The 15,064-nt window shown below is 58.5% G+C and carries 13 protein-coding genes; 2 read left to right on the forward strand and 11 right to left on the reverse strand.

All coding sequences use genetic code 11. The features are described 5' to 3' along the window. The 11 genes from HY962_08090 to HY962_08140 all read right to left on the reverse strand — a co-directional run. Nucleotides 1–699: hypothetical protein (locus tag HY962_08090; GenBank protein MBI5646879.1), on the reverse strand; the 699-nt coding region annotated here is incomplete at its 3' end. 235 nt (nt 700–934) lie between these two features. Further along, complete coding sequence (locus HY962_08095; protein ID MBI5646880.1) at nt 935–2,497, reverse strand: T9SS type A sorting domain-containing protein; 1,563 nt, start codon at nt 2,495–2,497, stop codon at nt 935–937. A gap of 217 nt (nt 2,498–2,714) precedes the next feature. Continuing rightward, the gene (locus HY962_08100) at nt 2,715–3,182 is read right to left on the reverse strand and encodes a DsrE/DsrF/DrsH-like family protein (protein ID MBI5646881.1); all 468 of its coding nucleotides are present in this window, start codon (nt 3,180–3,182) and stop codon (nt 2,715–2,717) included. A gap of 15 nt (nt 3,183–3,197) precedes the next feature. After that, nucleotides 3,198–3,500, reverse strand: coding sequence for a TusE/DsrC/DsvC family sulfur relay protein (locus HY962_08105; GenBank protein ID MBI5646882.1), 303 nt, complete (start codon nt 3,498–3,500; stop codon nt 3,198–3,200). 31 nt (nt 3,501–3,531) lie between these two features. Next, nucleotides 3,532–4,197: a DUF1641 domain-containing protein gene (locus HY962_08110; GenBank protein ID MBI5646883.1), complete on the reverse strand. Its 666-nt coding sequence runs from the start codon at nt 4,195–4,197 to the stop codon at nt 3,532–3,534. 1 nt (nt 4,198) lies between these two features. Further along, nucleotides 4,199–5,428, reverse strand: a complete 1,230-nt coding sequence (locus HY962_08115; GenBank protein MBI5646884.1) for an NAD(P)/FAD-dependent oxidoreductase — start codon at nt 5,426–5,428, stop codon at nt 4,199–4,201. A 115-nt stretch (nt 5,429–5,543) separates the two neighbouring features. Continuing rightward, nucleotides 5,544–6,023, reverse strand: a complete 480-nt coding sequence (locus tag HY962_08120) for a MerR family transcriptional regulator (protein MBI5646885.1) — start codon at nt 6,021–6,023, stop codon at nt 5,544–5,546. A 226-nt stretch (nt 6,024–6,249) separates the two neighbouring features. Further along, complete coding sequence (locus HY962_08125; protein ID MBI5646886.1) at nt 6,250–7,956, reverse strand: STAS domain-containing protein; 1,707 nt, start codon at nt 7,954–7,956, stop codon at nt 6,250–6,252. A 102-nt stretch (nt 7,957–8,058) separates the two neighbouring features. Then, entirely contained in the window at nt 8,059–8,940 is an 882-nt protein-coding gene (locus HY962_08130; GenBank protein ID MBI5646887.1) for an NAD(P)H-binding protein, read from the reverse strand. 496 nt (nt 8,941–9,436) lie between these two features. Beyond that, nucleotides 9,437–10,630: a low temperature requirement protein A gene (locus tag HY962_08135; GenBank protein MBI5646888.1), complete on the reverse strand. Its 1,194-nt coding sequence runs from the start codon at nt 10,628–10,630 to the stop codon at nt 9,437–9,439. Between the two features lie 508 nt (nt 10,631–11,138). Continuing rightward, complete coding sequence (locus tag HY962_08140) at nt 11,139–12,350, reverse strand: hypothetical protein (protein ID MBI5646889.1); 1,212 nt, start codon at nt 12,348–12,350, stop codon at nt 11,139–11,141. Nucleotides 12,351–12,494: 144 nt separating this feature from the next. On the opposite strand from HY962_08140, the gene HY962_08145 reads away from it, so the two are divergent. Both HY962_08145 and cydB read left to right on the forward strand, forming a co-directional pair. After that, entirely contained in the window at nt 12,495–13,928 is a 1,434-nt protein-coding gene (locus HY962_08145) for a cytochrome ubiquinol oxidase subunit I (GenBank protein MBI5646890.1), read from the forward strand. 9 nt (nt 13,929–13,937) lie between these two features. Continuing rightward, nucleotides 13,938–14,954 carry a cytochrome d ubiquinol oxidase subunit II gene (gene cydB / locus HY962_08150; protein ID MBI5646891.1) on the forward strand — a complete coding sequence of 339 codons (1,017 nt, stop codon included), beginning with the start codon at nt 13,938–13,940 and terminating at the stop codon, nt 14,952–14,954. Nucleotides 14,955–15,064: the final 110 nt, after the last annotated feature.

Below are 15,064 nucleotides of genomic sequence, written 5' to 3' on the forward strand. Positions count from 1 at the left end.
ACCGGCCGGGAACAGCACCGAGTACTTGAAGTACATGGTGGATCCGGGATGAGTGTACGCCAGCGGATTGCCGGCCTGATCGGTCGCGTCGATGGTGATCGCATCCGCGGGGATGTTGCAGCCCTCGGCGTACCGCACCGCACCGAACCACTTCCAACCGGAAACGAAGTTCCATGCGGGTACGCCGCCGGCGGTGCTGCCGTAGACGCCGTAGCCCACGACGTTGATGCGAAGACGGGAATCCTGCCATGTGTTCGGCACTGCCGCACCGGGCTGGCCCCACACAACGCGGCCGTCGTTAAAAAGGACAAACGACGCTTTTTCTCCCGGTGCAAGCACGAGGTTGATGTCGACAGGAATTTCTTCGAGACCGACAAACACGGGACAGTTCGCGGCGAGGTTACCGACGCCGGCGTAGGTCCAACCGGTGTTCGAAGCAACCTGCGGACCACGACGGTACCACACTTCAACCGGACCTGCGCCGAGGTAACAAATCGACGGACTGATCCGACAGATCTTCACGTAATCGAGTGCTTCCACCTCGAACGAGATACCCTCATACCCTGACGCGCTGCCGGTGTACTGGTAGGCGGTCAAAAGGTAGGGACACGGCTGGGCAACCGCGGTCTGCGGTACGCTGGAGAAAGCAAACAGGGCGATCGCAAAAACGAGCGCCGGCAAAACGTATTGACGGGTCATACAAAACCTCCATGGGTATATAATAGGTCCGGGCTGGAACAAGGCAATTTCCAAACCGCATCTAAAAGCGAATACGTGGCACTTGGATAGCGGGATATTACGTATCCAACTTGAAAAAGTCAAGTGCCGCCATATGGAGGCGAAAAACGCTGTATGTACAAGCTACAAAACACACGCCTCGCCCGCATAGTCCCGCCCGCGGCGGGACTATGCGGACTCAGACGGCGTGAGAGGTTTACTTTGCGAGAGCCATCTTTATCGTCTTTGTGAAGGTCAGGCCGGACTCCACACCCGTCATCATGATCGTTGCGACATAGTTGCCGCTCGACAGATTCGAGGCATCGAAGTTTGCCGTGTGTACGCCCGCATCAACGCGGCCGTCAACCAGCGTCGCGATTGTGCGACCGTACATGTCATTCACTGTGAGTGTCACCAGCGAGGCCTCCGGTGCGGTGTACCGGATCGACGTCGAAGGATTAAACGGATTCGGATAGTTCTGATCCATGTCGAAGGTCTCGCGCGAGAACGTGCCGGACTTCGGTGTTCCGTGCATCTTCATCCAGTTCAACTTCATCGCGATGTAATCGAAGTTGTTCACCGTACCGTTGCCGTCGGTGTCCATGTAACATCCCATCGCGGTTTGCCAGGGCACGGACGGCTGGCCGACCCACGTGTAATACGTGAACGGATTGGTTGGCTGGTCGGCGCGGTAGCGGGCAGGACCAGTCAGCCAGGTCGGGGACAGGTTTGCATCGAAGATGTACTTGTTCAACGACTTGCGGTCGCCGAAGTTTGTGATGCCGTCATTGTTCGCGTCGCCCGGATACACAAGGCACGGCGTCTTGCCGGCCGCGATAAGCATCAGCGAATTCGACGGGAGCGGCTTCGTGAGCGGCGTATTGCATGTGCTCAGCGAGGTCACCTGATAGTCCACGCGGTAGTAGCCCTCGGGGAGTGTCGACGGCAGCGTGATCGGTTGGATGCCGTCGAGCGGCGATCCGGCGGGTTTGTTCACGTTGAACGAGGTCGTCCATTCAGGCACGCTGGTCGAGCCGCCGATGCGGAAGAATTTCAGATCGAACGTGGTGCTGGTGGCTCCTGCAGGGAACTGCACCGAGTACTTGAAGTACATCGTCGATCCGGGATTCGTGTACGCCAGTGGATTACCCGCCTGGTCGGTCGCATCGATGGTGATCGCGTTCGCCGGAATGTTGCAGCCCTCGGCGTACCGCACCGCGCCGAACCATTTCCAGTTGGCGACAAAATTCCACGCAGGGACACCGCCGGCGGTGCTGCCGTACACGCCGTAGCCCACAACGTTTATCCTCAGTCGCGAATCCTGCCAGGTGTTCGGAACGGCGGAGCTGCTGCCGTTGGTCCATATCACACGACCGTCGTTGAACAGCACAAACGTCGCCTTCTCTCCCGGCGCAAGCACGAGATTGATATCAACCGGGATTTCTTCCAAGGCAACAAACGTGGGGCAGTTGGCAGCGAGGAAACCCGTTCCTGCGTGCGTCCATCCTGTATTCACCGCCGTTTTCGGACCCAGTCGATACCACACCTCGACATTACCGGCACCGATGTAACATATCGATGGGCTGATCCTGCAGATTTTTACGTAATCGATGGCCTCCACCTCGAACATTGCGCCCTCGTACCCGGTGGCGCTGCCTGTGTACTGGTACGCGGTCAACCGGTATGGACACGGCTGTGCCACAGATTTCTGCGGCATAGCCGAAAAAACAGACACTGCCGCCGCTATTACGATTGTTTTGACAACGTAACGTCGGTTCATACGACACCTCCTGGGTATGTATATAGAAAAATGCGGCTTGGAATTAAGGCGCATTCCAAACCGCATTAAAAGCGAATACGTGGCACTTGGATTAATGTGATGATAATCATCCTGATTTAGAAAGTCAAGTGCCTCCAGGTGATGCCGGCAATTTTTTGTCGATATTTTTTTGTGTTGATGCCGCTGATCGCGACACGATGCGCGACACGAGTCGATGTCACGTAAAAATGATCTGTCCGCCCGCCGCTCGTTCGTAGAACTGGCCTACCGAGATGATGTCGTCGACCATGGGACAGAAGTCTTGCTTTGTGAGATGGAACATGTCGACCGAGGCCTTGCATGCGTAGATGCCCGCGCCCGCGTCATGAATCATCTCGAGGAATTCACGCACGGGTGGAATGTCGATTTTCTCCATTTCCTTTTTCATCATACCCGTGGCGAAGGCCGACATGCCCGGGAGCATGCCCAGCATCGTGGGCATATGCATGCCGGGATTTCCGACGGTCGCGACCTTGATCTTGTCCATCCTCTTGTCGATGATGGCGTCCATCCCGAAGAAGGTGAAAAAGAGGTCGGCCTCGATGCCTTCCATGCGCGCGCCGTTGGCCATGATGAGACCCGGATACACGCCGTCGAGCGAGCCGCGGGACACGATGATCGATACTTTTTCGAACGGTTCTGCCATGACGGATTCTCCTTCTCAGATGCAGCCCTTCGGTTTCGGAAGACCGGCGATTTTCGCGGCCTTTTTTGCGGGTCCCTTCGGAAACAGCGCGTACAGTTCCTTTGTGTCGACACCGCTCTCTTTGGTCAGTTTGCGGATCGACGGTGCATCACCATGCGCATCGAATTCCTTGCGCATGTAATTGGTCACGAGCCAGTGGCGCTCGTTCAAGGTCTCGATGCCCTCCTCGCGCGCGAGTTCGAGCGCCGTGGCTTCATTCCAGTCCGCGCGGTTGGCCAGATGACCGTCGGCGTCGCGCGTCAGATCCTGTGCAGACATGGGTACTCCTGTGATGGTGTGTGAGAAACGGTCAGTTTTTTTCCGCTATCTTTTTTGTGAACGCGAGCAGGAACGCGAGGCCGCGCCGCGCCTCCGGCGTGTTCAGGTCACGCAGAAGAGCGAAGAGCGACGGCTCGTCACGCACGTCGATGTCGAGCTTCTTGTACACGGCCACGGCGTTGTTGATCGCACCGAGCATGTCGGGCTGCGTGAGATTTTTGACGGTCCCGAGTATGCTTACCACGTTGTCGCCGAGTGCGCGGACGTCGTCGGGCGTGTAGCTTGTGACGACCGCGTCGGCTATGCGGCCGAATTCCCGCATAAACACGAAGTAGCCCTTGCGATCGAATTCGTCGAGTCGCGCCATGAGGCCGAGCACCGATTCACGCGCCAGCGGCGCGGCATCGACGAGGAAGTCCTTGAGACTCTCGAGCTGCTCGATCACCGACGTGATGGTGCCCACGTTGCGCAGCATCTTCTTCCCGAGATACAGCAATTCGGCGGTTGACAGGGAGTCGTGCATGCCGTCGAGTTCGACGACGGCGGTGCGATACACGTCCTTACCGACTCGCATAAGATCGTCCTTGAGGTCGTCCAGTTCCTGTCGATGCCGCCGCTGCGCCTCGACTTCCGAAAGAAGGAAGTCGAGCTTGCGGTTCATCTCCTCGAACTGCAGCCGCAAATCCTGGTCGTCCATGTTACCACCTCTTCCCTGCCATCGACATGTTCGCCTCGATGGGCAGCTCGACACCCTTCAGCAGGAAGTTCCAGTACATCCAGCGGAACATGATCTTGCCATAGTGATTCATCTGCGTCTCTTCGAGCAGCGAAAACGGGCCGATGCCCGGCAACGGAAATTTTCCCGGGAGCGGTTCGGTGTCGTAATTGAAGTCGATGAGGATGCCTTTGCCGAAACCCGACTCGATGAAGCAGTTCGCGTGTCCATCAAATGCGGCGGTGAGCGGGCGCCCCTCTATCGCCGCAAGGATGTTGTCCGTGAGAATGTCGGCCTGGAAATGTGCGACGGAACCCGCCTTCGAACTGGGCAGATTGGTTGCATCGCCAATCACAAACACGTCTTCGTGGGCAAGTGAGCGGAGCGTCTGTTTATCCGTCGGTATGAAATTCAGTTCATCACCCATGCCGCTGCGTTCGATAGCTTCGTCGCCCATGTTGGTGGGAATCGTGACGAGGCAGTCGAATTCGATTTCGGTTTCGTCCCAGGCCACGATCGCCGGACGCTCCTCGTCGACGCGTCCGATGGAGAACTCGGGCGTCAGGCGTATGTTTTTCTTGTCGAGTGTGTCGCCGAGTATCGACGAGGCCTTGGGCTTGGTGAATGCACCCGGGAGAGGGGTCACGTAATGGATGTCGACCTTGTCGCGTATGCCGCGTTCGGTGAAGTACCAGTCCGCGAGGAACGCAAATTCCAGTGGCGCGACAGGGCACTTGATGGGCATCTCCGCGACGTTGATTACCAGCCGGCCGCCTTCCCAACGCTTGAAAAAATCCGCCAAAGCGCAGGCGCCCTCGATGGTGTAGAAGTCGAAGATGCGCTTGTGCCACAAGACGCCGCGCAGACCTTCCGTCTGATCGGGACGGATCTTTGCGCCCGTGGCCACGATGAGTATGTCGTAACTGAGCACACGGCCGTCCGCGAGCAGCACACGGTGTGCTTCGGGTTCGATGCGGTCGATGGCGCCCATCACCACGTCGGTGCCCGGCGGGAAAAAGTCGCGCTTCGGTTTTACGACATCGCGGCGCGTGTACATGCCGAAGGGAATAAACAGAAATCCCGGCTGATAGTAGTGTGTCTCGTATTGGTCCACAATGGTCAGATGCCACTCCGCCGCATCGAGTTCGTGCGCGAGTTTGTTGAGCATCATCGTGCCTGCCGTTCCGGCGCCGAGAATGAGGAGTTTTTTCATGGAGGTGCGTGGGATGTAGGGGAGGTTGTCGTGTTGTAACTCGGAGTGGGGTTAGGAGTTGGGATCTAGGAGGTGGGAGTTACAAGCTGGGTCTGGAGAGAGCGACTCCTAGATCCTAACTCCTAGCTCCTATCTCCTCCGATATGCCGGTAGTGCCGTCCGGCAGACTGATGCTCTGAAGCAAGGTCTTGATGCCGCCTTTGATGCTGTTGCAATCGGTGTATTCGCGATAGACGATACACTCGCGACACTCCTTGCCCTGGCAGAATTCCGACTTGTGTGTCAGTTTCCAGCAGGGCGCGTTGTGCCCGATGTATGCAGCGCAGGTGTCGCGATCCTCGATGGGACATTGAATCACGGCCCAGCACGGAACCAGCGAGAGTATCCGCTTGATGCCCTCGATGCTCATCTTGTCTTCGCTGATCGCCGTGCGAATGCAGCGGATACGCTCGAGATCCGCGTCGGAATACAATCGATGATTGCTGTCCTTTTTGTATGGAATGATCAGCCCCTCGCGTTCGTACAGACGCAGCGTCGGTATGGAGATCCCTAAAAGACGCGCGGCGGTGCTGATCGTGTACTTCGGTTTGTCCATGGACGAGGTGCTGATGTGCAGGTGCTGATGTTGAGGTGCAAAATATCTACCAATTGTGGCTATCAACTTTCCTGCCACTCAGCATAGATACAAATTTTCGATTAAAAAGAGAAGTCTTTCGCGAATCTCGTCTCATTCGTGAGACGGATTCGTACGGAGTTTCCCAATTCCGCGAAAATCCCATTCATCCCCGTGCATGTTCCCCGGTCGAGTCGGGAAAGGGCCCTTACTCCTTCTCGCGCGCGACGGTGGGCTCGAATCGCAGATGTGCCGTGCGCGGGAGTTGCAGCACCTCGCGCGCATGGTCGAGCGCGTCGTCGAGGTTGCCGAAAAAGAGGTTCTCCCCGAGCACGTCGATAAATCCGGACTGGGTGGCGGCAAAAAGCGGCTGCGCGTGAATATCGGATATCAGGAGCTGAATACGGTTTTTTTTGCAACGGTCGTGGAGTTCCTCGAGCGCGTGCAGACCACCGGCGTCCATGTACGGCACATTGCGCATACGGATGATGAGCACCTTGGGCGGAGCCGAACCTATCGAGAGCGTGGAGTGGAATTTGTCGACAGAGCCGAAGAAGAACGGTCCGTTGATCTCGAACACCTGCACGCCGGCGGGGATGTCGCGGAAGGCGACGGCGTTCGGATCGTCGGTCTCCTCCGCATCCTTGATGTCGGCGTCGAAGAGCCGCACGTTCGATACGTCGGCCATCTGCTTCATGAAGATCAACGCCGCCATGATCATGCCTATCTCGATCGCCACGGTCAGGTCGAAAATCACCGTCAGGAGGAAGGTGACGACGAGCACCATGACATCGGCACGCGGACCTTTCAGTATCGCGATGAAGGCATCGTATTCACTCATCGCGATGGCGACCCGCACCAGCACCGCGGCCAGCGCGGCGAGAGGGATGAGTCCGGCCCAACGTCCGAAGAGAAGCATGATCAGCAGCAGCACCATGGCGTGCACGATGCCAGCGACGGGTGTGCGCGCGCCATTTTTCACGTTGGTCACGGTCCGCGCAATGGCGCCGGTGGCGGGGATGCCGCCGAAGATCGACGAGGCGATGTTGGCCGCTCCCTGCGCGACAAGTTCCATGTTGGACCGATGCCGTCCGCCCGCCATACCGTCGGCCACAACGGCGCTGAGCAGTGATTCAATGCCCGCGAGAAAGGCGATGGTGGTGGCGGGCAGCACCAGTTCGGTGATGCGCTCCCAGGTCACGACGGGCAGCGAAGGCGCGGGCAGGGACGAGGGAATCTCGCCGAAGCGGCTCGTGATAGTGTCGACCGGGAGCTGAAAGACCTGCACCACAACGGTCGCGAGCACGATAGCCACAAGCGATCCGGGGATACGCGAGCTGATGCGCGGCCACAGCAGAATCACGAGAAGCGAACCGGCTCCGACACCGAGCGCGTACAGGTTCACGGTGCTCCATGCCGCGCCGTACGCGAACCACTTCTCCACAAAATCGCTCGGCACGGCGCCCATGCGCAGTCCGAGGAAGTCCTTGACCTGGGAGGAAAAGATGATGACGGCTATGCCGGAGGTAAAACCCGTGACGATGGGATAGGGAATGAACTTGATGAGTCCACCGAACTTTGCGAGTCCCATCAGGATCAGGATGACACCAGCCATGGCCGTCGCAATGGTCAGGCCGTCGATGCCGTATTTTGCTACGATGGAATAGACGATCACCACGAAGGCGCCGGTGGGTCCGCCGATCTGCACGCGGCTCCCTCCCAGCGCGGAGATCAGGAAGCCCGCCACTATTGCCGTGTACAAACCCTTCTCGGGCGAAACACCCGAAGCGATGGCAAAGGCGATTGCCAGCGGCAGTGCAACTATGCCGACAATCGTGCCCGCGGTCAGATCGGCGAGGAAATTCCTGCGCGTGTATCCTTCTTTGAGCGTCGAAATGATTTTCGGGACAAACATTCCCGAAATTATTCAATTTTTGGATGTGATAAAAAGGCGCAAGGAAAAGGGGGAATGGAATCCGTGGAAACCACTCCCTCTCATTAGTCCGGAACGCTGTGTTTACGCGTTATACACGGCGGCAAAGATCTGCGAGAACTGTTCGATCGTGGTCGGCGTGGTGCTTCCGGGCGTGCGCGCGTCGAAGCCGAGAATGCCGTCGTTGATGGCCAGCATGAGTTCGATGTACAGCGTGGCGACACTCTCGGAGGTGCCCATCTGCATAAACCCCGCGATCGCGTCGGCGGCCGGGAAGGTGACGTAGGGCAGATCGGGCTTGCCGATTGCCGCACCGAGAATACGCGTGATCTCGTTCATGGTATAATCGCGCGCGCCGTGCAGCGGCTGCACCGCGTACCCCTTCGTCGTGAAGTTGGTGATCGCCGCATAGGCGACATCGGCGATATCCTGCGTTGCCACGATCGGCATGGGCACGTCGCCCCGTATGGCCGAGCCGTTGATACCCATGGCCTTGATCATGCCGATGGAGCCGAGGAGATTCTCCATGAAGTACGAGGGACGCAGAGTGAGCACGTCCACACCACGAAGCGCGGCGAGTCGTGTTTCCTGGCGCGCGAGTCCGGCAACGACACCCGTGCCCTTATCGGTATGGCCTCCGAGACTCGAGATGTTCAGAACCTTTTTCACGCCACTCGCGCGGATGGCGTCGATGATTGCGAAGCCGATTGTATCCTGCAGCGCTCCGAAGTCCTGCGACGACCAGTCGCCCGGGATGAGTGTGAACACAACATCCGCACCAGCAAAAGCCGCGGCCATCGAGGCGGAATCCTTAATGTCGCCTTCGACGATCTCCGCTCCTCGCGCCGCAAATGCCGCGGCCTTTTCCGCGTGGTGGACGTACAGCCGAACGGGCATCCCCGCGTCAAGCAGTTTTGTTGTGAGTTTGCTTCCGATGTTTCCTGTGGCGCCTGTGAGCACGATCATTGGATGTCCCTTGTGACGATTGGTGTGGGTGGATGGCAGATGAGTAGATGGTAGTTGGTAGATGGTAGATGGTAGCGAGGATACGGGCAATAGCATTCCCGCAGCATGAAACGGCGGGGCATGCCATAGCGCTGCGATGTGAATGAAACACGTACACAATTGTCGCTGCTCCACGTACAACCGAAAAAGCCCTTCGCGAGTTCCTCCGCTGCGACGGGACAGCGGGACAGCGGGAGCGGAACAACGAAATAGTGTCTCGCTGAGTCCCGCGAAGCGGGAAAGCGCGACGGGACAGCGGGAGTTTTCCTTTGATCCGTGAAGGAACTCCCCATGCGCACTCTTAAAAAGAGGGGGTTGTCTGATTATATTCAGATACCCGCGTCTCCTGTCTCCTCCCTCCTGTCTCCTGACACTCCCTGAGCAGATCCATCTACCAACTACCAACTACCAACTACCATCTACTCATCTACCATCTACCCATCTACCCATCTACCATCTACCCATCTCCACGTCCATGCTTCGCGGCATGCCCATCCGTAAACCACACCCACAATCCGTACAACATCACCACCAACAATGCGAGCTGCGCAAGTACAAGAGTCAATGTCGGCGCGGACCACGGAAACATCGCCGCATACATTCCCAGCAGTGCGCCGAAACCGAACTTGAGCGCGGGACTGATCACCGGATGTGTGGGTTCGTCGTCGGCCGGTTCGAGCACCGTCTCGAGCAGACCCATAACAATCAGCGTGACCGCGACGGATCCGGCCAGAAGGACGCTCACCGGACCCTGCAACAACCCCTGCGCCTTGGCGATCGCGTTGCTGGTTGTGGCGCCGACCGCCGCAATGCCCATAGCAAGCGGTAGATGAAGAAACGACCAACTGATCGACGACAGCATGCGGGGACGCGAGGCGCGACGGCCGATAAAATCGAAATACACCCACCATAACGAAAATCCGAGTCCGATGCCGAGCACGGCGTTGATTCCCGACTCGAGTGTGATCTGGCGGCTTGCCGCGAGTCCGCTCACAACACCCACGGCCGACTCTCCGAGCACAATGATGATGAACAGGCCGAATCGCTCCGGCAGCTTATGCCGGTTGAAACGCGGAAGCTTCGATTGATGTGTGAGTGTAAACCAGGGAGTGACCAGATCGATGAACAGCGCAATCGCAAACAGCACCAGTCGTGTTTCCTGCGTCATAAACAGCGACACACAGAGCAGCACCAGCGACGTGGAGAATCCGATGAGATACCGGATGCCCGTGGGGCGGAACACTGGCTCGTGAATACTTGCGCGCAGCCAGAGCAGCGACAGGACAAATCGCCCGAACGTATACGACGCGACAAAACCGAAACTGGTTGTGGCTAGTCCGTCGTAGGCGAATACCGCAAGTCCCGAGATCGGAAACAGCAGCAGGAAAAAGATGATGCGTGTTTCCAGCCCCTCTGTCTCAAAACGCTCCATGTAAAAGGTCGATCCGATCCACAACCACCACACGGGCACAAAGAGGAACAGGTACTTCAAGAGTTCGAGCCAGACAAGCTCGCCATGAAGTTTGTGCGCAAGCTGCGAGATCGTCACCACAAAAAATAGATCGTAAAACAGCTCGAGCCACGACACTTTGCGATGGCCTTCGGTTCGTACGAGGGACGGAACGTACCAGAGTTGGCGGCGGAGTTTCATTCGTTTACGAGTGAGGTGGTAGCGAGGAACTAGGAACTAGGAGCTAGGAACTAGGAGCTAGGAGCTAGGAGCTAGGAACTGGGAACTAGGAGCTAGGAACTGGGAACTAGGAGCTAGGAACTAGGAACTTGGAGCTAGGAGCTATCGACTGAGTAATGGCGTTTCGATTCGGCCAGAGGCGCTTCCAGAGACAGGACGCATGCAACTTTGTTGAAGCCTTCCGCATTCTGGATTCTGAATTCTGAATTCTGTCATGCACTTCCTTAACAGCAGAAGGGCATGTTTTGTCCCCATCGAGGATGAGTTTTCTCCAAATACGACGCCCTCCCCTTCGGAACCGCTTCCCTGCGCACGCTCCGTCACCCCTCGTCCGCCAGAGACGCATCGGCGTGACCCAATCTGTGCATTTCCCCATCCACCTTTCACGGTTCAACCGCCCCCCCTTTCCCCGTTCACAGTTCCCAGTTCCTAGCTCCTAGTTCCTAGTTCCCCGTTTACCGTTCCCCGTTCACCGTTGAACACGCATCTCCCCCGACACCACAGGAGCAACAAAATCAGGGACCGCGGCTATCGCGCGTACGCTGCTGCCGTCGCGTTTGACGGCAATGATACGATTGCGCGTCGAGGCATCGGGCCAGGAGGAAGCGAGCTGCAGGACACAGACGATCCACTCCCCGTCCGCTGATACTGTCGCGGCGCACGGAATCGCGTCCTGAGGCAGATACTGTTCGAGGGCGCTTCCGACGAGGGCCGTGAAACTGCCCACCGTCGCAATGAGGGAGCCGTCGATTGCGGAACGCAGTTCCACGGCGCTCTCGGTGCGAGTTACAAAAATGGAACCCGTGGCCTGCATTACCGGCTGCCGTGCGGGCATGTAGTAGGCCTTGCCGCGCGGCGGGAGATAGCGCCGTGCAGGTGCATCGACGGGCAGCGCGTATAGTTCATACACGCGGCCGCCAGCCGGACCGATGTACAGCGACACGAGCAGTTCGCGGCGCGCCGCGTCGATGTCGTGAATGATTGCGCCAAGTGATCCTTCCGCGCTGTCGAGCGTGCTGATCTGCCCCGATTTCCATTGCACGATATAATTGCCCCAGGCGTGAAAGGCGCCGGCACCGTCGAGGGGACCGCCGCGCATGTTCAGCCAGAATGTCCCGCCACCGCGGTCGAGGACTATGGGATGGACGGCGTATCCGATGTGATCATCACGTCCTGCAAAATGTGAGACGTCCACCAGCCGCATCGTGCCGCTGGAACAGTCCACGAGTACTATCACCGAACGATACGCGCTGTCGGGGCCCGTGCCGCCCGTGCGTCGATCGATCACGCCGTACGCGGCATGATGTCCGTCGGGAGCCAGCGCGAAGGGCGCGGCCCACGACACACCCGGCGCCTGTATTGCGCTATACTCCCTTCGGGGATCGGGGTGTACGGGAAACGGCACGGGGATCACCGTCCCGTTCTCACAACGTCCGAACAGCGCGCCGTCGGAACGCCGCTGCAGCACCACGATGCCATTGTCGGCCACGCGCGAGAAGGACGACGCGGCAAAATCCGTGACACGCTCCACCCGCGACGACACAAGCTCGTGACGGTACACCCCCGAGTCTGTGGAATAATACACCCAGCGCTCCGTCCCCGCGGGCTGTGTGGTGTCGCTGCAGCCCGCGGCGAGCAGCAGGCCCGCGGCGAGCAGGAAAAACAGGGTCGGACGTTTCATGACATTCCGGAATAATGTGTCTGAAAAATAGATGATGTGGGACATGAATTCAAGGAGATTCACCGGCGCGTTGCACCACTCGCGCGCATTGACGAATTTGACCGGAGTCACATCCGCACCTTCACCATTTGAAAGGGTCCCCTCGTGGACGTCCTCTTTCTCTCCCGCCTGCAGTTCGCCTTCACGATCATGTTCCATTACCTGTTCCCGCCGCTGAGCATCGGCCTCGGGACGCTCATGGTCTTCATGGAGGGCATGTATCTGCGCACGCGGCACAGCCACTACGAACAGCTCGCGCGTTTCTGGACCAAAATCTTCGCCGTCGTTTTCGCCATGGGCGTGGCGACGGGCATCGTTATGGAGTTCGAATTCGGCACCAACTGGGCCACCTACTCGCGCTATGTCGGCGACGTGTTCGGCTCCGCTCTCGCGGCGGAGGGCATCTTCGCCTTTTTCCTCGAATCGGGTTTCCTGGCCGTAGTGGTTTTCGGTTGGGACCGCGTCTCGAAACGTATGCACTTTTTCGCGACCCTGATGGTTGCCCTCGGTTCCATCTTCTCGGCGATATGGATCGTTGTCGCCAATTCCTGGCAGCAGACGCCGGCCGGTTTTCACATAGTGGTGCGCGACGGATTTGCGCGCGCCGAAATCATCGACTTCTGGGCCATGGTCTTTAATCCGTCGAGTATGCACCGGCTCGGACACACCATCATCGGCGCATGGATACTCGGGGCCTTCTTTGTGATGAGCATCATGGCCTGGTACATCCTCAAGGGCCGCCATGTGGACATGGCGAAAAAGGCCTTTACGATCGCGCTCGTGTGGGGCAGCATCGTGTCGCTCGCCGCGCTCGTCTCGGGGCACGCGCAGGCCGACAAAGTGGCGGAAACGCAGCCCGCAAAACTCGCCGCCTTCGAAGGACACTTCAAGAAAGGCACCGGCGGGGCGCCGCTGTACCTCTTTGGTATCCCTGACGAGGACGCGGAGGTCGTGCGCTATGGCATTGCGATTCCGGGCGGACTCAGCTTTCTCCTGCATTGGCGCACGGATGTGCCCGTGCCCGGACTCGACCAGTTCCCGCGCGACGAGCGTCCGCCCGTGCTCATTCCGTTTGTGTCGTACCACATCATGGTCGGCCTCGGAATGTTCTTTATCGCCATCACCCTTTTCGCCTCCTTCCTGCGCTGGCGCGGGACGCTGTTCGAGAAACGGTGGCTGCTGTGGATCTTTGTCTTCGCCGTGCTCGGCCCCTACGCGGCCAATCAACTCGGATGGATCGCGGCCGAGGTGGGCCGGCAGCCATGGGTCGTGTACGGCCTCCTGAAAACGAGCGACGCGCTGTCGAAGTCCGTGAAGGCAGAGGCCGTCCTCACCTCGATCATTCTTTTCGGAGTGATCTATCTTTTATTGTTCGCCGTATGGATCTATATCATGCACGACAAAATCTCGCACGGGCCCGACGACCTTCCCGTGACACCTCTCGCGCCGGGACGCCTCGGCGACGCCGCGGGTGCCCTGGCCGATCCGTCCGGACCATCCATGACCGGCGCGCGCGACGACGCGGCCGCACAGAAATAGGAGCCGGCCATGGATGTGAACCTCTTCTGGTTTCTGACACTGGGCGTGCTGCTCACCGGCTACGCGATTCTCGATGGCTTCGATCTCGGCGTCGGCATCCTGCATCTCTTTGTGAAGGACGACACCGAGCGCCGCATCCTGATGAACTCGATCGGTCCGCTGTGGGACGGCAATGAAGTGTGGCTTGTCACTTTCGGCGGCGCCCTGTTCGCGGCCTTTCCCCACGCCTACGCCACGGCGTTCTCGGGATTTTACCTGCCCTTCATGGTGCTGCTCTTTGCACTCATCTTCCGCGCCGTGTCGATGGAGTTCCGCAGCAAGCAGGAGATGCCCTGGTGGCGCGCGATGTGGGACGGCTCCTTCTTTGCCGCGAGCACACTCGCGACCCTGCTCTTCGGAGTTGCCGTCGGCAACATGATGATAGGCCTGCCCGTCGGATCCGACAAGGAATTCGCCGGCACACTATTCGGACTGCTCGGTCCTTTTCCCCTCCTCACCGGACTGTTTGCAGTGTCCACCTTCGCCATGCACGGTTCGATCTACCTCTACCTAAAAACGGAGGGCGACCTGCAGCGGCGCATTCACGGATGGATGTGGCGGACGTTTTTTGTCTTTCTCGTGATGTACATCACGACGTCGGCCGTCGCGGTGACCAGCATGCCCAGTGCGCTCCGCAATTTCCGCGACATCCCCTGGGCCTGGGTGGTGGTGCTGTTGAACGTGCTCGCGATAGCCAACATCCCGCGCGCGATTCACCTCGGCAAACCCTTTTACGCCTTTATCTCATCGGCCTGCACCATCGCCGCCCTCACCTTCCTTTTCGGCTTTGCACTGTATCCCAATCTCATTGTCTCGAGCATCGATCCCGCCTACAGTCTCACCATCTACAACGCCGCATCGAGCGAGCAGACACTTTCGACCATGCGCTGGATCGCCTTTATCGGCATGCCCTTCGTGCTTACCTATACCGCCGTCATCTACTGGATTTTCAGAGGAAAGACGAAGCTCGGAAAAATGAGTTATTGAGATTGGAGTTGTCGGTTCTCTGTATTGTGACGCCGGCATCCGGGTGGGTATGTACATCGCTACCTTGCCACCTTTCCACCTGGCTGCGAATGAACGTGTAACGTGGATAC

This window comes from Ignavibacteriota bacterium, from assembly GCA_016218045.1.
Taxonomy (GTDB): Bacteria; Bacteroidota; Ignavibacteria; order SZUA-365; family SZUA-365; genus JACRFB01.

What these genes read in the sequence shown, in the direction of transcription:
- HY962_08095 (MBI5646880.1), bottom strand. Translation starts at nt 2,497, where the DNA reads ATGAACCGACGTTACGTTGTCAAAACAATCGTAATAGCGGCGGCAGTG.
- HY962_08100 (MBI5646881.1), bottom strand. Translation starts at nt 3,182, where the DNA reads ATGGCAGAACCGTTCGAAAAAGTATCGATCATCGTGTCCCGCGGCTCG.
- HY962_08105 (MBI5646882.1), bottom strand. Translation starts at nt 3,500, where the DNA reads ATGTCTGCACAGGATCTGACGCGCGACGCCGACGGTCATCTGGCCAAC.
- HY962_08110 (MBI5646883.1), bottom strand. Translation starts at nt 4,197, where the DNA reads ATGGACGACCAGGATTTGCGGCTGCAGTTCGAGGAGATGAACCGCAAG.
- HY962_08115 (MBI5646884.1), bottom strand. Translation starts at nt 5,428, where the DNA reads ATGAAAAAACTCCTCATTCTCGGCGCCGGAACGGCAGGCACGATGATG.
- HY962_08120 (MBI5646885.1), bottom strand. Translation starts at nt 6,023, where the DNA reads ATGGACAAACCGAAGTACACGATCAGCACCGCCGCGCGTCTTTTAGGG.
- HY962_08125 (MBI5646886.1), bottom strand. Translation starts at nt 7,956, where the DNA reads ATGTTTGTCCCGAAAATCATTTCGACGCTCAAAGAAGGATACACGCGC.
- HY962_08130 (MBI5646887.1), bottom strand. Translation starts at nt 8,940, where the DNA reads ATGATCGTGCTCACAGGCGCCACAGGAAACATCGGAAGCAAACTCACA.
- HY962_08135 (MBI5646888.1), bottom strand. Translation starts at nt 10,630, where the DNA reads ATGAAACTCCGCCGCCAACTCTGGTACGTTCCGTCCCTCGTACGAACC.
- HY962_08140 (MBI5646889.1), bottom strand. Translation starts at nt 12,350, where the DNA reads ATGAAACGTCCGACCCTGTTTTTCCTGCTCGCCGCGGGCCTGCTGCTC.
- cydB (MBI5646891.1), top strand. Translation starts at nt 13,938, where the DNA reads ATGGATGTGAACCTCTTCTGGTTTCTGACACTGGGCGTGCTGCTCACC.